General features: G+C 70.2%; 19 protein-coding genes and 1 pseudogene. 7 read left to right on the forward strand and 13 right to left on the reverse strand.

Translation table 11 applies throughout. The features are described 5' to 3' along the window. Positions 1-111: 111 nt before the first annotated feature. From GHR20_RS23475 to GHR20_RS23515, 9 genes are all read right to left on the reverse strand, one after another. The gene (locus GHR20_RS23475; RefSeq protein ID WP_243878116.1) at positions 112-1377 is read right to left on the reverse strand and encodes an MFS transporter; all 1266 of its coding nucleotides are present in this window, start codon (positions 1375-1377) and stop codon (positions 112-114) included. 115 nt (positions 1378-1492) lie between these two features. Further along, entirely contained in the window at positions 1493-2548 is a 1056-nt protein-coding gene (locus tag GHR20_RS23480) for a LuxR C-terminal-related transcriptional regulator (RefSeq protein ID WP_153814296.1), read from the reverse strand. A gap of 296 nt (positions 2549-2844) precedes the next feature. Next, positions 2845-3039 carry a (2Fe-2S)-binding protein gene (locus GHR20_RS23485; RefSeq protein WP_153814297.1) on the reverse strand — a complete coding sequence of 65 codons (195 nt, stop codon included), beginning with the start codon at positions 3037-3039 and terminating at the stop codon, positions 2845-2847. Next, complete coding sequence (locus tag GHR20_RS23490; protein ID WP_153814298.1) at positions 3026-3700, reverse strand: HAD family phosphatase; 675 nt, start codon at positions 3698-3700, stop codon at positions 3026-3028. Before GHR20_RS23490 ends, GHR20_RS23485 begins: the two co-directional genes overlap by 14 nt. After that, positions 3697-4683, reverse strand: coding sequence for a nucleoside-diphosphate kinase (locus tag GHR20_RS23495; protein ID WP_153814299.1), 987 nt, complete (start codon positions 4681-4683; stop codon positions 3697-3699). Before GHR20_RS23495 ends, GHR20_RS23490 begins: the two co-directional genes overlap by 4 nt. After that, on the reverse strand, positions 4680-5453 hold the full coding sequence (locus GHR20_RS23500) for an alpha/beta hydrolase (protein ID WP_194858969.1): 774 nt from the start codon (positions 5451-5453) through the stop codon (positions 4680-4682). The genes GHR20_RS23495 and GHR20_RS23500 overlap by 4 nt, the downstream gene beginning before the upstream one ends. Continuing rightward, entirely contained in the window at positions 5450-6181 is a 732-nt protein-coding gene (locus tag GHR20_RS23505) for a hypothetical protein (protein ID WP_153814301.1), read from the reverse strand. Before GHR20_RS23505 ends, GHR20_RS23500 begins: the two co-directional genes overlap by 4 nt. Then, entirely contained in the window at positions 6181-6864 is a 684-nt protein-coding gene (locus GHR20_RS23510; RefSeq protein ID WP_148023697.1) for a hypothetical protein, read from the reverse strand. Before GHR20_RS23510 ends, GHR20_RS23505 begins: the two co-directional genes overlap by 1 nt. Before the next feature lie 19 nt (positions 6865-6883). Next, entirely contained in the window at positions 6884-7960 is a 1077-nt protein-coding gene (locus GHR20_RS23515) for a hypothetical protein (protein ID WP_208446853.1), read from the reverse strand. Positions 7961-8401: 441 nt separating this feature from the next. On the opposite strand from GHR20_RS23515, the gene asnB reads away from it, so the two are divergent. Genes asnB through GHR20_RS23535 form a run of 4 tightly spaced genes read left to right on the forward strand, consistent with a single transcriptional unit; the run spans position 8402 to position 12896 of the window. After that, positions 8402-10597: an asparagine synthase (glutamine-hydrolyzing) gene (asnB, locus tag GHR20_RS23520; RefSeq protein ID WP_153814303.1), complete on the forward strand. Its 2196-nt coding sequence runs from the start codon at positions 8402-8404 to the stop codon at positions 10595-10597. Between the two features lie 48 nt (positions 10598-10645). Further along, on the forward strand, positions 10646-11470 hold the full coding sequence (locus GHR20_RS23525) for a hypothetical protein (RefSeq protein ID WP_153814304.1): 825 nt from the start codon (positions 10646-10648) through the stop codon (positions 11468-11470). Next, a complete protein-coding gene (locus tag GHR20_RS23530; RefSeq protein ID WP_111584551.1) occupies positions 11470-11757 on the forward strand; it encodes a PqqD family protein in 288 nt (95 codons plus the stop codon). The genes GHR20_RS23525 and GHR20_RS23530 overlap by 1 nt, the downstream gene beginning before the upstream one ends. A 38-nt stretch (positions 11758-11795) precedes the next feature. Continuing rightward, a complete protein-coding gene (locus tag GHR20_RS23535) occupies positions 11796-12896 on the forward strand; it encodes a diiron oxygenase (RefSeq protein ID WP_153814305.1) in 1101 nt (366 codons plus the stop codon). A gap of 29 nt (positions 12897-12925) precedes the next feature. On the opposite strand, the gene GHR20_RS23540 is transcribed toward GHR20_RS23535, so the two are convergent. The 4 genes from GHR20_RS23540 to GHR20_RS23555 form a co-directional block, all read right to left on the reverse strand. Next, positions 12926-14200, reverse strand: coding sequence for an ATP-grasp domain-containing protein (locus tag GHR20_RS23540; RefSeq protein WP_153814306.1), 1275 nt, complete (start codon positions 14198-14200; stop codon positions 12926-12928). A gap of 65 nt (positions 14201-14265) precedes the next feature. Next, positions 14266-14892, reverse strand: a complete 627-nt coding sequence (locus tag GHR20_RS23545; protein WP_153814307.1) for a PIG-L family deacetylase — start codon at positions 14890-14892, stop codon at positions 14266-14268. After that, complete coding sequence (locus tag GHR20_RS23550) at positions 14846-15169, reverse strand: hypothetical protein (protein ID WP_153814308.1); 324 nt, start codon at positions 15167-15169, stop codon at positions 14846-14848. The genes GHR20_RS23545 and GHR20_RS23550 overlap by 47 nt, the downstream gene beginning before the upstream one ends. A 21-nt stretch (positions 15170-15190) precedes the next feature. Beyond that, positions 15191-15868: a 2OG-Fe dioxygenase family protein gene (locus GHR20_RS23555; RefSeq protein ID WP_243878117.1), complete on the reverse strand. Its 678-nt coding sequence runs from the start codon at positions 15866-15868 to the stop codon at positions 15191-15193. Between the two features lie 681 nt (positions 15869-16549). Here GHR20_RS23555 and GHR20_RS23560 point away from each other — a divergent pair. The 3 genes and pseudogenes from GHR20_RS23560 to GHR20_RS37670 form a co-directional block, all read left to right on the forward strand. After that, complete coding sequence (locus tag GHR20_RS23560) at positions 16550-17392, forward strand: formyltransferase family protein (RefSeq protein WP_208446854.1); 843 nt, start codon at positions 16550-16552, stop codon at positions 17390-17392. After that, positions 17389-18705: an aminotransferase class III-fold pyridoxal phosphate-dependent enzyme gene (locus GHR20_RS23565; RefSeq protein WP_153814311.1), complete on the forward strand. Its 1317-nt coding sequence runs from the start codon at positions 17389-17391 to the stop codon at positions 18703-18705. Before GHR20_RS23560 ends, GHR20_RS23565 begins: the two co-directional genes overlap by 4 nt. Next, a pseudogene (locus GHR20_RS37670) lies at positions 18705-19130 on the forward strand (CYTH domain-containing protein); the annotation flags it as partial. The gene GHR20_RS23565 and the pseudogene GHR20_RS37670, both read left to right, overlap by 1 nt. Positions 19131-19144: the final 14 nt, after the last annotated feature.

Consider the following 19144-nt stretch of genomic DNA (forward strand, 5'->3'; position numbering starts at 1 on the left):
GTCGGGCCCGGTACCTGTGGCGCCTCGGCGATCACCTGCGGTCGGGCTGGTCCGGAGGGGAGATGAGGCGAATACGCCGCACACGATGCGGCGCTCACCCGGGCGCCGGTCTCAGACCAGGTCCCTGCGCCCGCGGACGGAGCTGGTCCACAGGGACAGCGGGGTCAGGAAGCCGATGGCGACGATCAGCCAAAGGGCGCCGCGGCTGCCGAGGAGTGTGCCGGCGATACCAGCGGTCAGGGCGCCGACGGGGACCGCTCCCCAGGAGACGAAGCGGACGGTGGCCATGACACGGGGCAGAAGTTCGGGCGGGGTGACCGTCTGGCGGTGGGTGCGGGCGAGAACGCTGAGCACCACCGCCGCCGCGCCGACGCCCACGTTGCCGAGGGCGAACAGGAGGAGGCTCCAGCTGCTGCCGGCCAGGGGCAGCAGAAGGGTGGCGCAGGCACCGACCAGGGTGGAGTACAGGATCGCGCGGGCGCTGCCGAAACGGTTGGCCAGGGTAGTGGTCACGGCGGCCCCGATGAAGCTGCCCAGCCCCTCGGTGGCGATCAGGACGCCGACGAGGCTCGCCGGGACGTCGAGCGTTCTGACGAGGAAGACGGGGATGAGCGCCATGAGCGCACCGAGGGTGAAGTTCACCAGGGTCGCCGCGGCCGCGCAGAGCCGGATGACCTTGTGGCGGACGACGAAGTGCCAGCCCTCCTTGATGAGCGCCAGGGTCGGCTCCCGCTTGGTCTGTGCCGACGCGGGATGCGCGGGTCTCGGCAGGCTGCGCAGGAGCACTGCGGAGACGAGGTAGCTGACGGCGTCGAAGACGAGGCTGACGGCCGCGCCGCACAGCTGGACCAGCACACCGCCGACCGCGGGGCCGCCCATCTGGGTGGCGGCGGCGGAGCCGGAGGTGAGGCTGTTGCGCGCGGTCAGTTCCTCCTTGCTGACGATCGACGGAAGGAAGGTGGAGTTGCCGACGTCGAACACCACCGTCGCCAGGCCCACGACCAGGGCGACGACGACGAGTTGCGCCAGGTGCAGGACGCCAAGGAGAGCCGCGACGGGCACGGACAGGACGGCGACGGCCCTGATGACGTCCATGGCCACCTGAGTGCCGCGCAGCGGCAGGCGCTGCACGATGACACCTGCGGGCAGACCGATCGCGATCCAGGCGGCGTACTGGGCCGCCGGGAGGAGACTCACCTCGAAATTCGACGCGTGCAGAACACTGACGGCGAGGAGGGGCAGGGCGACTGTGGTGACCGCGTCGCCGGCCCCGCTGATCGTCGATGCGGTCCAGAACCGCCAGAAGAGGGATGCCCCTTTCGCCGCCCGGCTGATGGCCGCTGAGTCATCAGGTCTGATCGTCTGGTCGGCCGTCACCGGTCCCCCACCTCCATGAGAATGGCAGCGATCGCGGCAGTCACAGGTCTTGCACGGCTTGCCGATATCGCTGACTTTTTACGCTTCGGGAATTGCGGATATTGCATGGTCACTGTCAGCTCGCGTCTTCGCCGACCATGTCGACGGTCCCCGCGTCGAGCAGACCCGAGTTGGCGATGAAGACGCCCAACTGGCAGCGGCTGCGCACTCCGAATGTCTCGTACATCTTGGAGATATGGCTGCGACAGGTCCGCACGCTCAATCCCATGCGACGGGCGATGGTCTCGTCCGTCTCACCGTCGGCGAGCAGCTTGATGATGGACAGGCGGACATCCGAGAGCAGGACCTGTACATCTGGGGCGCGGTTTCGGGAGGGGAAGGGAGTTCCCAGGATCCAGGCCCGCTCGAAGATGCCGACCAGGAATTCCACTACGGCCGGCTGATAGACGGCGAGGGCGGCCTTGCGATCGCTGCGGGCCGGGATGAAAGCGACCTTGCGGTCGAAGATGATGAGGCGCTCGGTGATCTGCTCGAGGCTTCGGACCTGACCGCCGTACTCGGTCACCTGGTTGACGTAGCGCCTGGTGGCCGGACTGAAACGGGCGGAATGCTGATAGACCGTGCGCATGCGGATGCCGCGGTCCAGCATGTCTTTGGTGGCCGTCCAGGCCGATTTCAGGCTCTCCGCGCTCCGGCCTCCGCCCGGCTGGGCCGTGAGGACCTCCTCCTCGCACCGTGCGGCAGCCCGCTCCAGCTCGGCGTTTATGGCGTCGTGGCCGACCAGGGTGACGAACTCCAGGTTCCGGTCGGAGCCGGCGACCGCCTCGGTGTAGGCGTCCTGGTACTTGCCGAGGTCGGCGCGGAGCCGGAACGCCTCGCGTTCCAGGTTCTCGATCTGCCGGTCGAGCGGTGCGAGAAGTCTCGATGCCGCATGGCGCGGAGTGGAGACGCTGAAAGTCTCTCCGTCCTGATGGACCGGCACCAGCAGGTTGTAGCGGCACAGCTTCTCGACGGCGGCGGCTGTGCGTTCCCCGTTCCAGCCGAGCGTTTGGCTCAAGCCGCTCAGCTGAACGTGCCTTTGACGGGCGGCCAGAGCGTACACACGCTCTGGGTCCGCGTCTTCTGGTTTGACGTCAGCAACTTCTATTTGCTTCAGTGTTGTGTTGCTCACACTGCCCCCTCCGCGCTGACACGCGTAAGCAGATCAGCCGTCGTGGCCTTCGGCGGTCTGATCCCTGTTTCCACACGAGGATATTGCGGACGACGAACCTGGCCACATCACAGAATCCGCGCTCTGCCCCGCGAATTGTCGTCGCCGCACCTGCCGCATTCGGCCACCGCCGAATTGAGCAAGGAGGAGTAAGCGTATGTTTCCTACCAGGCGGTAGGCAGTACGGTTTTGAGACACAGTGCAGGTCAGGGCGGCTGAATTCTGCCGGTGAGGGTCTGTGGGACCGGCCCGGCGGGTCAGGCGCGCGTGGCGGAATCCGTCCAGGCGATGAGGTCCTCGACCTCCGCCACGCAGCCCCCGCAGCCGGATCCGGCGCCCGTCTCGTCACATACCGCCGCCGCGTCGCGGTAGCCCGCCCCGATCGCCGCCATGATCTCGCTCTCGGGCACCCGCGCGCACAGGCAGATCAGCGGGTCATCACTGCCGGACACCGTCGCCCAGACCTTCCGCCCAGCGGACGAGTTCGGCGTCGGCGAGTGAGGACACCAGCCAGTCGTGGTCCAGCACGGCGCCCGGCAGGGAGGGCACGGTGACGACGTAGAGGCCCGCCGCCCGGGCCGACGCGATGCCGGTGGCGGAGTCCTCGAAGGCGACCGAACGGCCCGGGAGGGCGCCCAGTGTCTCGCACGCCACCAGATAGAGGTCGGGGGCCGGCTTGGCCGTGGTCACCTCGTCGGCCGCGAAGGACACCGGGAAGTACTCGGCGAGACCGGACGAGATGAGCGCGGTGTCGAGCAGTTCCCGGGGGGAGTTGCTGGCCACCGCCACCGGAAGGGCCGCGGCGCAGCGCTCGACGAGTCCGGCGGCGCCGGGCAGGGCGTCGGCCCCCTGCGCCAGTTCCTCGCGCACCAGGCCGAGCAGTTCGGCGGCGAGCTCGCGACCGGCTCCGGGCCGGCCGAAGTACTCGGCCATCGCCTCGCCCGCACCCTGCAACGTACGGCCGATGACCAGGGCCTTCTGCTCCGAACCGAAGTCGTGGCCATGTGCGGCGAAGATCTTGGTCTCGGCCCTGGTCCAGCAGACCTCGGTGTCGACCAACAGTCCGTCACAGTCGAAGACCACGGCCTGCGGGGCGGGGGGAAGGGCGCTCACTCTTTGTTCCTCCAAGCGGCGGCCGCGACGGTGGCGAGCAGCGGCGCGACACCCGGTTCGTTGCAGTCGATCCACTCTGTCAGCACCGACAGGACGTCCCAGCGGGCAGCGCCCGGGGGCAGCTCCGTATCGCTCAGGGCCGTCAGCCAGTGCCGGACCGCGTCGCGTGTGCGGTGTTCGCGGGCGAGCGCGCCCCACCGGTCCGTACGCCCGGCGAGCCGGCCGAGGCTCGGCTGCGCCGCCAGGTCGTGCAGCGGCACGTCCCGCTCCAGTTCGGCGACCAGGCTCCGGGCCGGGCACGGCTGCCCCTCGACGGGCGGGCTCTGCGTGAGCGCGCCGCGCAGCCACGCGGTCCCCGTACGGTAGGTGAACAGCCGCAGCTCCCGGACCAGATCGGCCGGTTCGTCCGGGGTGTGGACGAAGTTGAACAGCCCATTGACCCGGCCGAACCGGGTACGCAGGTCACGGCCGTGGGCGGAGGCGGGATCGGCCGCGCCCTTGGCGGCGGTCAGCCGGACGCTCGCGGGGAGGCCGGATCCCGCTCTGCGCGTGTCCCGCAGCAGGACGAGCGCGGACGGGCCGGAGTCCAGCAGGTGGTCGACCACCGCGATCCGCTGCTGCGAGGCGGCGTTGAACTGGTAGCGCCAGATCTCCCTGGTCAGGACCGGGTCGAAGTGAAAGGGCCGGGCCGCCAAGGGCTTCCAGCCTTCTTCCTCGAGGATCTCCAGCACCCTCGTGCCGCGCCGGCCGGCCAGGGCGTCCGGCTTGAGGACCACGAAGGTGTTCGCGTGCAGCCAGGCCCGCTCGCTGGGGGAGCCGAACAGCTCCAGCCCCTCCCGCGCGTAGGTGTCCAGGCGGTACAGGTCCCGCTTGCGCGGATCCGCGGTCAGGGAGTCGAACGCCCGCGGCAGCACGGCCGAGCGGGCCGTGCCCGGCGCGTGGAGGTCCGCCGGCACCGGGTCGGCGGTGGTCGTCGTGGTCACCTGTCCTCTTTCCTGGCGGTGGCGGCACCGCCGCCGATGAGCTCCAGCACGGTCCGGCAGGCGGGGCGCTGCGGGTTCACCAGATGCATGTGGCGCGCGCCGGGCACGGACACCGTCGTCAGCCGCAGTCCGTCCTTGGCCCACCGGCCCAGCTGGTGGCGGGTGAGTTCCTCCGGTACGGCCTGGTCCTCCCGCGCGCTCACCACCGTGACGGAGGACGCGTCGGCCGGCGCGAGTACGGGCGTCGCCTCCTGGTGGGCGCCGCCTGCGGCGAGGTGCTCGGCCAGGAAGACGTCCACCGCTCCCTCGCCCACCCCGAGCCGGGCCGCTTCGGCGAGGTCGGTCACCGGGGCGAGCAGCACGACGCGGGCCCCTCCGGCCTGCCCCTGGAGGGCGGCGAGCAACAGATGGGCGCCCGCGGAGTGGCCCACGAGCACCGCGCCGTCCCAGGCGCCGTCCTTCTGCCCGAGCAGGCGCAGTGCGGCCTGGCAATCCTCCGCGGCGCCCGGCCACGCCCCGCCGTCCCAGCTCGGCCGGTACTCCAGGACGGCGACCCGGTGGCCGCGTTCGGTCAGGGCGAACGCCAGCGGTTCCAGATCCTGCGCCGTGCGGTCGTGCCGCCAGAAACCGCCGTGCACCAGCACCACCGGTGCGGCCTGCGAAGGCTCGGCGACGGGCGCGGTGCCGTCCTCCGGTTCCGCCGGCCCGTACAGGTCGATGCGCTGCCACGCGGAGGGGCCGTACCGGAGGTGGCCGAAGGCCGTGCTCACAGGAGACCGAACGTTTCGAGACGCGACACCCAGTGGTGCATGCGCTCGTCGGACATACGCACCTCGGCCCGGCGCTCGGCGGACTCCTCGGCGGCGCCCAGGCGGTACCAGACGGTCCCGTCGTCGCGGCGGATCATGAAGGCGCGCTGCTTGCGAGCGGGGCTCTGGATCATCAGCGAGATCGTCTCGGGCTCGGTGATGGTGGTGTGCAACTGCTCGTGGTCGAGGGTGATGCACCGGCCGGCCGGCTCCTCACGCACGAAGTACGGCCAGAAGCGGGAGACGTCGGCGCTCTCGTCGAGCGGCTGGTCGGTCGCGTACAGAGTGTGCTGGTACGCGCCGTGCAGGATGTAGGCGGTGAAGCTGTAGCGGTGGTTGTGGACCCGCTCGTACTGGTCGGTGTTGGCGAGCCGGAGACGGATGCGCAGGCCCTTGTCCTGGTCGTCCCAGATCACGATCTTGTCGTCGAGCGCGTGGCACTCGAACTTCTCGCGCAGCTCCGGGGTGCGCAGCGCGCGGCCCACGAGGGTGCGCAGCAGCGCCCGGTCGTCGCCGAGCCGGCGGGCGATCGCCTCGGTGATCTCCGCCGCCGCCTCCAGGTCGTCCCAGCGCACCCTGGGAAGCGAGGCCATGAGCGCCTCGGCCTTGGCGATGTCCTGCTCGGAGGGCGCGGTCAGCAGGATCGAGGGGGTGAGATCCAGCAGGTCGTCGCCGGGGCGGGTCACCATCACAGCACCTCCATGGCCCGCAGCCGGCCGGTGAGTTCGTCGAAGTAGTCCTTGCTGATGCGCTTGCTGCCGCGGCGCTCGGCCTTTTCCTTCTCTTCGCCGAAGCGCCACCAGACGCGGCCCGTCTCGCGTTCGGTGATGATCGAGCGCTCCTTCTCGGCGGGGCCACGCAGGAAGAGCGAGACGGTGTCCGGGGTGGTGTACGTGGTGTGGATCTCGCTGTGGTGGAGCGTGTAGCAGTTGCCCGCCTGCTCGTGGGTGACGAACCGCGGCACCACGCGCAGATCGGTCGGAACGGCATCGAAGTCGTCCTGGGCGCTGCGCGGAATGTCCTCCTCCGAGAGGCGCCCGGTCAGTTCGTGCCGCACGTGCTTGTACTGGCCGCGCATGATCAGCGAGGTGAAGGTGAACCTGTGGTCATGCGGCCGGTCCCGGTGGTCCTCGGTCGAGACGTGCACACGGATACGGAAACCGCGGTCCAGGGCGTCGTAGATGACGAGCTTGTCGAGCAGCCGGTGGTGCTCGCACTTGTCGAAGAGGTCCTCCTCCTCACGCGCCCGCTCCAGCAGCTGCGTCAGAGCTGCCTTGTCCTCGGAGAGCGCGGTGAGGATCTCCTTGGTCTGCGCGCGGGCCTTGGGGAGATCGGACCAGTCGACGACCAGCCGGTCGAGTGCGTCAAGCATGTGGGGCTCCTTCTTCGGATTACGCGACGGGGAGACGGGCTTCCGACCGGACGGGCAGTCCGAACACCCGGTGCGCCGTGCCCGCGGCGAGGGTGCGGACGTCCTCGGGAGACAGGCCCTGCGACTGCGCGTTCGCCATCTGACGGGCCAGCGGCACCGAACCGGCCGCCACGATCCCGTCCTGCTGGTACCAGAGCGCGTTGTCCACGCGGTGGTGCAGGTCCTGGCCGCCGAGCCGTGCGGAGTCGCAACGGTCGGTCATCATCATCGAGTTCTCCACGCCCATCAGCTGGACGGCACGGGCCGCGATGGCCAGGTCGACGTGCTCCCCGTCGAAGTTGACGCAGGCGCCGATACGGCCGGCCGCCGCCTGGCGCATGATGGCCGCCGGGACCGGTCCGACGATCCGTGCCATCTGGTCGAGGGTCCAGGCGGGCAGGTCGTAGGAGGCGATGACGGCGTCCCGCTCGGCGCGCGCCCGGGTGCTGCGGAAGGCGTGCCGGATCAGCAACGGCATGTCGTTGAACAGGTGGTCGGTGACGACGCGGACGCCGTTGCCCGACCACTCGCTCCGCCAGGCCGTCTCGACGATCTCGTCGACCTGTTCCGCGCTGCGCAGCGGGTCGGCACGGGTGAAGTGGCCGAGCGCGGGACGGATTCCGTGGGCCATCAGGAGCGGGATGAGCCAGTCGAAGCCGGTGTCGCGGGCGGTGGGCTCGTCGTGGAGTTCGGAAGCGGGCGAGAACGCGTCGGGCGACAGGACGGTGTACACGAGTCCGTACGGTCCGAGGGCCGCGAGGCGCTCCCACTCGTGCCTGCTCGGGGCCCAGACGGTCGCCGCGGGCGTGCCGCCGTGGCTGGCCAGGAGCGGCCCCTCCAGGGCGATGCCGGCGACGTGCGGCAGCAGTCCCTCGCCCCGCATGCGGTGGTACTCGTGCACGAAGGTCTCGAACTCCGCGAGCTGCTCCCGGTGGAGGTACATCGTGGGCAGGCTCAGGACGCCCTCGCTCGCGCACCAGGCGTCGAGGCGCGCAAGGTCGACCTTGGTGAAGTCCGAGAAATCGACGTCACCGAACCCATGGCAATGGACCTCCACGGGCGGCAGCCCACTCCATGGATTCGCCATAGGCGACCTAGACCCGCTCGCTGCAGTGGATTCCACGAGAGAACTCCCAATCCAATAAGTTGACCTAAGTGATTGTCGTTCACCGTACTCTGCTGCTACCAGTCCGCATCGAGCTCAGCATCATGCATTGCAGGATGCTGAAGGTGCGCTGATCGACTCCGGCGGCATAGTGTCGTTCCAGCGAAGCCGACGGGCTCTGGTCACCGGAACCTGATGGCTCGCCTATTCCCCAGGAAAAGGAGGTGATTCCACATGCAGAAGTACACCAAGCCGGCCACCAAGAAGGTTGCCTTCGGGACCGTCCTGATCACGGTCGTGTGATGTAAGCGCCGGGGCGCCGAGTTCCTCTGGATCACGGCGCCCCGGCGCAAATCTTTTTTCTGCGGTACTCCGAGATCGAGTGAGGTGAATATGTGCGGCCTTGCAGGTCTGGCCCGCACCGATGGGCAGGTGCTCTCGCCGGCCACTGACGGCCTTCTGCGTCGCATGGCGCGGGCCGTGGCCCATCGAGGCCCCGACGATCAGGAGCTGTTGCGTACCGGGCCGGTCGGCCTGGCCTTCACGCGACTGTCCCTCGTGGACCCCGCCAACGGCGGCCAGCCGATCCACAGCCCCGACGGCGACGTGATCCTCATCGCCAACGGCGAGGTCTACAACCACCGCGAGCTGGCCGCGACCCTGCCTTCCGGCGTCCGCCTTCGCACCTCCGGCGACTGCGAAGTGCTGGTCCATCTCTACCAGCAAAAGGGCCTCCGGTTCCTGGACGACGTCCGGGGCATGTTCGCGATCGTCCTCTACGACCGCAAGCAGAACCGCCTCCTTTTCGCCCGCGACCGGTTCGGCATCAAGCCGCTGTTCCACCACCGGAACAGCGAGCGCATTGTCTTCGGATCCGAAATAAAGACGCTCTTCGAGGACCCGGCCTGCCCGCGCGAACTCGACTGGGACAGCGCCCTTTCCGACCAGGCGCTCACCGGAGCGCCGGATTTCGTGGAAGGCGCGCCCAATACCTGGTTCCGCGGTGTCGAACTGGTGCCGGCCGCGACCATCGTCACGATCGACCTGAGTGACGGAAGTACCAAGAATCACCGCTATTGGTCTTTCCCCCGCCCCGGGGATCTGCATGGCGAGCTCTCTCCCGCCGAATTCACCGAGCGGTACGCGCAGGCACTCGCCGACTCGGTGCGCGAGTGCGAGACCTCGGACACCGAGGTGGGCCTCTTCCTCAGCGGTGGCGTCGACTCCGCGTCGATCGCCGCCCTCAGCACCATCCGCCCCCGCACCTTCACCGCCCTCAACGGCAGCACCCTCGCCAACGAGGACGCCATGTACGGGCATCGCGTCGCCCGGCACTACGGACTCGACAACCACCAGGTCCTCTTCGACGTCTCCCGGGTGCCTGCCGCGCAGGAGTGGAAGAACCTCCTGTGGCTGCTGGAGAGCCCCCAGTGCGGTCCCGAGGTCTTCTACAAACGGGAGCTGTACCGCTTCGTCAAGGCCCGGTTCCCGGAGATCAAGGGCATGCTGCTGGGCGGAGGCAGCGACGAGTTCAACGGCGGCTACACCGCCGGCTTCGGCGACGACTGGGAGCAGTTCGCGTCCGGCATCGACGGCATGGCGCTGCGCGACGACCGCCACCGCCACCGCGGCCTGGCGGCCTGGTGGGAGCAGTCCCCGCAGCCGCTCGTGCGGGCCGAGGTGCTGCGCCGCGGGACGCCCGGCGAGGACCCCTACGAGCGCTACCTCCGCTGGAAGTACCGCGACGTCCAGCAGTACAACTGCTGGCACGAGGACCGCACGGCCGCCGGCAGCGGCATCGAGGCCCGGGTCCCCTTCCTGGACCACCGCCTGGTGGAACTCTCCGCCTGTGTCCCGCCGTCGCTGCGCTCCCGGCTCACCTGGGACAAGCGTCTGCTGCGCGACGGCCTCGACGGGGTGCTCCCGTCCGAGTTCGCCGAGCGGACCAAGGTCGGGTTCTTCTACGGCGACGGCATCCGCCACACCTACCGCGCCTTCGCGGGCATGCTCGCGGCGGACGGCGACGCCCTGCTCGAAGAGGCCCTCTCCGGCCCGCACGCCAAGGAGTACCTCGACGCCGACAACGCGCGTGCCACCCTTCGCGCCCTGCAACAGGACCCCTCTTCCGGGCATGTGGAGTTCCTGCTGCGCGCGGTCAACCTCGGGCTGCTGGACGTGATGCTCCAGCAGCCGCCCACGCCACCGGTGGAGGCCCTGCCCGCTCCCGTCCCGGTCGAACTGATCGTCGAGGAGTGGGACGCGGAGCGCGCCGGCATCGAGGCACGGGTACTACAGCGGCCCGAGCTGCACGAGGCGCTCGTACCCGCGCTCGACGACTCGATCCTGCTGCTCACCGACCAGAAGGAACCGTTCCTGCGCTACCTGGTCACCGACGGCGAGATCCAGTTCGTCATCGACGGCGAGGAGATGCCGCAGTGGCAGCGGCTGCTCGACGGCATCGACGGACAGCGCACCCTCGGACAGCTCCTGGCGGCCGCCGAGTGCGAACTCTCCGACGTCGAGGAACTGCTGTTCCAGTCCACCGAGTTCGGACTGCTCACCCTCTCCGGCCCGGCGACGGGCGAATAGCCGGGCCACCGGCCTGCCACCGGCGCGTGCGGTGGCAGGCCACCAGCCATGTCCAGCCCTCTCTCGCCCTCGCCCCGGAAGGCCAACGCCCGCATGAGTTTCGACTTCACCCGCTGTTTGAACGAACTGGCCGGGCGCGACCTGCTGCCCGACAGCCACGACTCCGCGTTCGTCGTCGGCTCCCTCGCCCGCGGCTGGGGCAACGACCTGAGCGACCTCGACATCTACCTGGTGAGCGAGAAGCCGTGGACCGGCGCCTCCTCCGGCACGATCCGCGTCCCGCTGAGCCATCCCGACGTGCCCACGGAGCACTTCTACACCGAGGAACGGCGCTGGGAGGTCAAGTACTGGACCTCCGCCCAGGTGGAGGAGATCCTCGCGAAGGTGTCCTGGGCGGAGTTCGACCAGGGCCGGACCGTCGGCCAGATGCTCACCCGAGACGAGGAGCAGCTGCTGGAGCGGCTGCTGGTCTGCCGCCCGCTGAACGGCGCGGAGTGGGTGCGCCGGCAGCAGCGGCTGATCGAGGAGTCGGCGTTCCAGGCGGCCGTGGTGACCCACTGCCTGACCAACGCCGACGACTTCGCCGAGGACGCCCTCGGGCAGCTGGCCACGGGCGACGAGGCGAGCGCCGTGCTGTCGGTCCGCCAGGCGTTCGGACACGCGGTGGACGCCCTTGTCGCCGCACAGGGGGAGTGCGGCCGACTGGTGAAGTGGCGGGCCCGGCGCATGAAGGCGGCCGCTCCGCAGGCCCTCTCGTACGAGCGCTACTGGGCGGTCGAGACGATGCGCGACTTCGATCCGGACGACCCGGCCACCTGGGTCCGTGACGTGATGTCCCTGTGCAAGCTCCTTTCCATGAGGGTGGAGATCTGATGTCCCTGACCGCCTCAGCGGCCGACGCCGTGCCCCAGCTCGGTCTGGCGGCACGCTTCCGCAGGTTCCGTGACAAGACGCTCATCGCCGTCGGGCCGAACGCCATGGAGCTGTCCGACTCCGCGGCCTTCATCCTGGCCTGCGTCGACGGGCAGCGCTCGGTGGCCGGCATCGGGGCCATGCTCGCCGAGGAGTACGGCATCGATGTCGACGAGGCGGTCGCGGATGTCGCGGACCTGATCGGCCAGCTCGTCGAGTGCAGGGTCCTGGACCTGCCGAACGCCTGACCTCTCCATCACCTCCACCAACGATTGGGAACCATGCGATGTGCGGGATTGTCGGGCTCTTCGTGGGGTGCTCCGCCCTGGCCTACTGCCCCCGCAAGGCACTCGCCCCGGCCGGCGCCGCGACGGTCGCTGGTGCCGAATCCGGGCGACTCGCCGGCGCAGATCCCGCGTCCGGCCCCGCACGCGGGGCCGGGACGGACGGGGAGCAGGCCGAGCTCTCGTACAGCTCCCCCTTCACTCGCTGGTCGGAGCGGGCGACCGTCCGCCGGGCGCCCCGGCGTGAGCTGAGCGCGCCGTCCGCCGAAACCCCCCGCTACTTCTCCCCCGAACTGGTGCCGGTCGCGCGCCACCCGCTCATCGCCGAGTTGCGCCCCGAACTGTTCGACACCGTGCTCGTGCAGCACCTCTACCGCTACCTGGACTTCACCGCCAAGCTGGAGACGCTGGTGGTCAACCGCACCGCGCTCGGCATCGCCCAGGGCAGCGTCGGCGTCGAACTCCCCGAGGAGATGCGCTTCGACGCCTACAAGATCTACTGCGACGAGGCATACCACGCCCTCTTCTCGGTGGACTTGATGCGCCAGGTCCGCGACACCACCGGTATCGTCCCGGTTCTGCCGGCCCAGCCCTACTTCCTGAGGCGGCTGGAGGAGATCCAGCAGGCGTTGCCCCAGCACACCCGGGCCCTGGCCGAACTGCTCTTCGTGACCGTCTCGGAAACGCTGATATCGGCCAGCCTCGCCGAACTGCCGGTCGACAGCGAGATCGTGCCGGCCGTGCGGGAGACGATCCGCGACCACGCCGCGGACGAGGGGCGCCACCACGTCTACTTCGCCGCCTTCTTGCGCTACCTGTGGGCCGCCCTCGACCCCGCGGCCCGACGGGAGGCGGCGCTGCTGGTGCCCCGGCTGATCGCGGCCTTCCTGCAACCCGACGCCGACGCTGTGCGCGCCGAGCTGCTGGGCTACGGGCTCACGCGCGACGACGCCGAACAGGTTCTCGCCGAGGTGTACGACAAGAAGACCGTCGCCGCGTACACCCGGGCCACGGCCAAGCGGACGATCTCCTACTTCGTCGCGCTGGACGTGCTGGACGACCCGATGGTGGAGCACGAGTTCCGCGCGCACGGCCTGCTCTGAACTCCGACGGCCGGACGAGGGCCGGCGGCTCAGGCATCCAGGTCACCGGTCATCAGCCGGACGCCGAGCGTCTCCTCCAGCCGGCCCAGCAGCTCCTCGGCCCTGCCCACCGCAGCCCGGCGATTCCCGGCACGCAGGATGAAGCGGGCGACGGCCTGGCCGGGGGCGACCGTCTCGCCCGGGCCGGTCCGGTAGGCGTCGAACCCGATGACCTCCAGGACCTCGGCCTGCCCGTCGAGCGGCGTGAGGCAGGCCGTGTCGGACAGCCGTCCGCCGTCCCGGGGGACGACCGCGAACACGGCGGTACAGCCGGTGAACTCGAGGGGGACGTCGACCGGTTCTCCGCTCATGAGCTGCAACCAGGATCGGTAGATGTCCTGCCCGGTGGCGTGCCGGTAGGCGTGCGGCAGGCCGCCCCCCATGACCCGCGGGTTGAACTCCACCAGCACCGGCCCGCGTTCGGTCACCAACACCTCCAGGTGGAAGATCCCCTGGTCGGCTCCGATGGCCCGGCAGACCTCCTCGGCGTAGGCGACACAGTCGGCGCTCTCCCGCGGCGAGAGTCCCGAGGGAACGCACGAGCCCAGTTCGACCACCTCGTTCTCCGGCGCGCGGAACCGGCCGGTGACGCAGAACGGGAAGAACTCGCCCCGCCGGACTCCGATCTCCACCGAGACCAGCCTGCCCGTCAGCTTCTCCTCCACCAGGACGCCCCGTGAGAACTGAACCCGCCAGTGCGCCGGAACCTCGTCGGTGCCGGTCAGCACGTTCCGGCAGGCGGCCGCCGCCTGCTGCGGGCCGTCGGCCACATGCGAGAGCAGACTGGCGCTGCCGGACGGCGGCTTGATCACGACGGGGTAGCCGATCCGCCCGGCAGCGGCCAGCGCCTCGTCGATGTCGAGCGCGCGGGCCCAGCGAGCGGACGCCAGCCCCGCGTCCTCGAGCGCCGCCCGGCAGCGGTCCTTGCGCCGGGCGGTGATCACCGCGTCGGGCGCCGTACCGCGCAGCCCGAGGCTCCGGCAGGCGACGGCCACCGCTTCGGCGGCCGGCTCCTGGAACGTCACCGCCACGTCGATCGGTGACTCGGCGTGGCGTTTTTCCAGAGCTTCGAGCACCGCGACGGGGTCCGTCGTGTCGATCCCGTCGATCAGCCGGTCCACCGCCCGGACGGCCTTCAGGGTCTCGCCGGTGAGCGCGTACTGCGTCAGCGCGGGCTGCACGAACGTCACGCGGTGGCCCGCCTCCTTGGCGAGCCGTACGGCCTGTACCGCGGGCGGATTGACGTCGACGATGGCGATGTGCACGAGCGGTGTCCCTACGGTCGGTCCCATGGCGGGGCGGGAGGGGTGGGCAGCGGGCCGGCCGGGGCTCAGCGGTAGTGGACCTCGCCGGCGCGCACCCGGTACGGGTCGCGGTGGAAGACCTCGAAGGACACCGCCGGCCGGCCGCCGAATCGCGCTCCGGCGGCGGCGAGGTTACGGCCGAGGAAGCCCCGGACGTATGCCTCCGGCTCCTCGTCGGTCAGCGTCTCCAGGTAGGTGGCGTGCTCCAGCACCGCCTGGACGCCGCGCTCCACCGCCCAGGTGACGTCCACGGCGTGCGTGGGGTACGGGGACCCCGCCACCGCCTGCCAGCGCACCCCCTCCCAGGGCTCCAGGCCCTCCTCGGGAAACAGGTACCGGTTGGCGGCGTCGGCCGCCGCGTCGAGGGCGGCCCGGCCGACGTTGCGGTGGTCCGGGGTGTTCCATGAGACACCGCGCCAGTGGTCGTGGTGATTGAGCGTCAAGACCAGCTTCGGGCGGTGCCGGCGCACCGCGTGCGTGAGATCCCGGCGCAGTGCGAGGCCGTATTCGATCAGCCCGTCGGGGTGGTCGAGGAAGTCCACCTGCTTCACGCCGGCGACCGCGGCGCTCTCGCGCTGCTCCCGCTCCCTGATCGGCGCCGCCTTCTCAGGGTCCAGGCCGTCGATCCCGCACTCGCCCCGGCTCGCGTTCATGGTCCGGCTCCCGGGCGGGGCGGACGGAGAATTCTCGGTCGTAGATCAGGGACAGCGCGCCGTGGATCTCCTCCAGAGCCGCCCGGTCGCCGTCGCCGTAGGCGCGACTCGCCAGCGCGCGGCACGCCGCGGCGAGGTCACCACGGAAGCCGTAGTCGTCGGACATCCGGAGCAGCTCGTCGGCCGAGCGGTGCTCCAGGTCGCGCAGGACCGCCGACACGCCCTCGGCGAGCACGTTCTTGCCGTCGGTACAACTGTGGTGCGATGCCGTGTACATGTGGAATGCCGCCCTGTCCTGTCAGTTCTCGTCCGGGCGGTTCTCGTCATCCGAGAGCGCTGCGGCATCATGCTCGTCCCCGTACCACTTCTCGCTCCAGCGCGAGAAGGCGGCGATGAAGATGTCGCGGTGTCCGGACCGCTCCCCGGTGGACACGAGGTCCGTCACGTCGTGGGCGAGCCGCCGATCGTCGAGGAGAACCGCCTGACCGGGCTCCAACGTGCCGGTCCAGAAGGGCTTCACGTCCCCGGAGTGCCACAGCCGCGTCTCACCGCCCGTGCCCCCTTCCCGGCGCAGGACGCCGATCATGACGAACTCGTGCCCGTCGTGGTGCACACCCTCCGACGTGAGCGGACCTGGCCGGCCCCGCTCCGCACGGCTGCGGTTCTGGTGCACGTTGATCTGCCAGTCCTCGTCGCGGTCCAGCCCCATCTCCCGGGCACCCGCGGCGACGAGGGAGGTGAAGTCCGCGTCGAGGGGCGGATACATGCGGCGCATGCCGCCGCCGACCGGGTTGAACTTCTTGAACGCGGTGTAGTCCCGGTGCGGCAGCAGCCCAAAGCTCCACCCGCCGTCGGCCGACGCCGTCAGCCGGTACTGCGAGAACTTCTTGTACCGGCTTCCTTGCCCCATGTAGAGGTCGATCGGCAACTCGTCGTACGTCGCCAGCAATTCCGGCGAGACGGAGGGAAGTTCCATCAGGGAGAAACCTTCGGCGCCGAGCGGCATGACAGTCCTTCGCGTCGTCGGAGAGGTGGTTCGCTTCTGCCGGCGCGCGGAGACCAAGGCCGAAAAGGGAGAAGACGCGGGGCTTGCCGTGGTCCGACCGGACCGCCCCCTCGATGGGCGCGTCAGGGCTCGGGCGACCAGCCCCGCACACACCGACGGCGGTGCGGAACCGCGCTCCTGAAGTGGGCTCACAGCATGTTGCGCACCACGACGAGCGTGCCGGCTCCAGGAATGATCACCAGGAGACCCGCGACCGCCGCACACCCGCTGTCCACCAGTGGGATCCACTGTCAGGTGAGCCGAATTCGGCACGCAGGCCGGGAATCAGTCCCAACGAATGTCGGGATTCTGCCCGCAACGCTCGAGAGAGAACATGTCACACGTGAGCGAGGACATCTCGGCCTCCTGCTTTCTGGTGCTCCCAGTTGGAACTGGTATTTCCGGGTAGTACAGGCTCGGCGGCCCGGTTGCGAGCATCACTGATCACCGTTCAACAACTCCAGCGCCGCGGCCCTCATCTCCCTGCAGTGCAGGGAGATGAGCCGCATCTGCCATGGACCGGCCACCCGATGGGCTCCCAGAGTGGGGCGAGTCATGTCGCAACCGCCGCGAATGTCTTCGGGGCCCGAGAGATACAGAGACGGAGTGCTCTTGTCCGCACCCACTCCGACCGGGGCCACCCTGACGCCCCTGAGCCGTCGTTCGGCGGCCGGGCCGCTGCGCATCGGCGTCCTGGTCTCCGCCACCGGCGCCAATCTCACCACGCTGCTGGACCTGCAACGGGCACGGCCCGAGGAGTTCCGGGTCTGCCTCGTCGCCTCGCACGCAGAGCGGGTCAAGGCCCTGGACGTGGCACGGCAGGCCGGGGTCGAGGCGTGGCCGGGCGACTTCGACCACGTCTGCGGAAGAGCGTCGGCCGCCGTGGGCCGGTCGGGCCAAGACGCTTACCAGGACCGGGCCCGCCAGTGGCACGACGCGCTGGACGGACGGATCGCCGACTGGGAGCGGGACAACGGCGAGCTGGACCTGGTCGTCCTCGCCTACCACCGCTGGATCGACGGCCGACTGCTCGACCGCTACCGGGGACGCATGATCAACCAGCACCCGGCCGACCTCTCGGTCCTGGACGAAGAGGGCCGCAGGCAGTTCACGGGCAAGGACCCCGTCCGACTCGCGATGACGGCGGGCCGCACGACGACCCGCACCTCCTGCTTCCTCGTCGACGGCACCCGGGACGGCGGAGCGATCCTCGCGATGGGACCCGAGGTGCCCGTCGAGGGACGACGGCCGACCGCCGAGGACGCCCACACGCAGGAAACGAGGCAGAAGAGCCTCAGCGACCGGCCCTGCCTGCGGTGGTCGGTGCAGGCTTTCGCGGCAGGGCGGCTCGCCCTGTCGGACCAGCAGCACCGCGACGGCAGCCGGGTCGTGGTGGTGGACGGAGAGCCGACCGAGCTCGGCGGACGGCGACTGACCGGGGAGCCCCAGACATGACCGACCTCGCCGACAAGCGCATCCCCTCCTACGCCGGGGCGGGCAACCTGGTCTACCGCGAACCCGACGTCCCCAAGTTCGTCTCCGGCTCGGGCAGCTGGCTGACCGCGCACGACGGACGCCGGTACCTCGACGCGGAAGCCGCCAACGGCACCGTCGCCTTCGGCTACGACGCCACCCTGCTGCACGAGGCGATGCGCCGCTGCGAGCAGCTGCCCGCACTGCCCTCCTTCGCCGAGTCCGAGCTGCGGCTCAAGGTGCTCTCCCGGCTGGAACCGCTCGTATCCGACGTGCTGGGCACGCCAGGCCGGGTGGAGCTGGACCTCGGCGGGGCCCAGGCCATGGAGACGGCCCTGCGCATCGCCTTCGCCGCGAACGGCCCGGGCACGATCGTCGTCTTCGAGGGCGCCTTCCACGGCCGCTCCGGCGTGACGAGCATGCTCAGTTCCAGTCCGCGCTACCGGGAGTTGCTGGCCGCCTGGGGGCTGGAGGTGGTCCGGCTCCCGAGCCCGGACTCCCAGCGGTGCCCGCACGCCGTCGCGGGAGCCGGCTGCGGGCCGGCCTGCCGTGAGGCCGTCACCCGGTGGGGTTCCGAGCTCAGCGGCGTCGGGGGGCGGGACTTCGGCCGGAAGGTGTCGGCCTTCGTCTTCGAGTCCGTCCAGAACGTGGGCGGCATGGTGGAACCCGACCACGAACTGCTGCGCGCCGCGGTAGACCACGCCAGGGAGCAGGGCGCGGTGGTCATCGCGGACGAGATCTTCACCGGCATGCACCGGGTGGGGCCGCGCTGGGGGTTCCAGCGCTCCGGGGTGACCCCGGACATCGTCGTCACCAGCAAGGGCCTGGCCAACGGCGGTGCCGCGCTGAGCATGGTCTGGTCCCGCGAGCCCCTGGGCAGCCCGGAGCAGTACCGGCCCGGCAGCCACTCCTCCACGTACATCGGCATCCCGAGCGCCCTCGCCGTCGTGGACACGGTGCTGGACCGCTGGGAGCGGTGGACCACGGTGGACCAGGACGTCCTGCGGCTGGAGGAGGCTATGCGCGACCGGCTCACCGAGGTCGCCGCGCGGCACCCGCACCTCGTTCGGGGCGTCGACGCGATGGGCGGCACCGCGCGCATCGTCCTGACCGGGCCGTACGCCGGCCGGATGCGGCACCTGTTCCGCTCCGGGCACCCGGACGCCGGCGTCCTCGTCGCGACGACCGGCATGGCGCCGGACGTCATCAACGTGCACCCCCCGCTCGTCATCGGGGAACCCGAACTGGACTTCTTCGCGGAGGCATTCGAAACGGCGCTGAAGGGAATCGCCTGATGGGGGTGGAGACGGAGCGGAAGTTCCTCGTCGGCCGCGGCTGGCGCGAGACGGTGGTGCGGACCCGGGAGGTCCGCCAGGGATACATGTCCGCCGAACCCGAGCGCGCGGTGCGGGTGCGGATCACCGACGGCACCGAGGCGGTCCTCACCGTCAAAGGCCCCCGCGAGGGGGCGCGCAGGGCCGAGTTCGAGTACCCGGTGCCGCTCGCAGACGCCGAGGAGATCCTCGCGCGGCTGTGCCCGCAGCCGTTGGTGCAGAAGAAGCGGCACCATCTGGGCGGCCGCTTCGACGGCTGGATCGTGGACGAGTTCTTCGGCTCCAACGCCGGCCTGGTGATGGCGGAGCTGGAGGCCCAGGACGCGGCGGACGTGGTCGACCTGCCCGAGTGGGTCACCGAGGAAGTCACCACCGACCTGAGGTTCGACAACGCCTCCCT

This window comes from Streptomyces sp. SUK 48, from assembly GCF_009650765.1.
GTDB lineage: Bacteria > Actinomycetota > Actinomycetes > Streptomycetales > Streptomycetaceae > Streptomyces.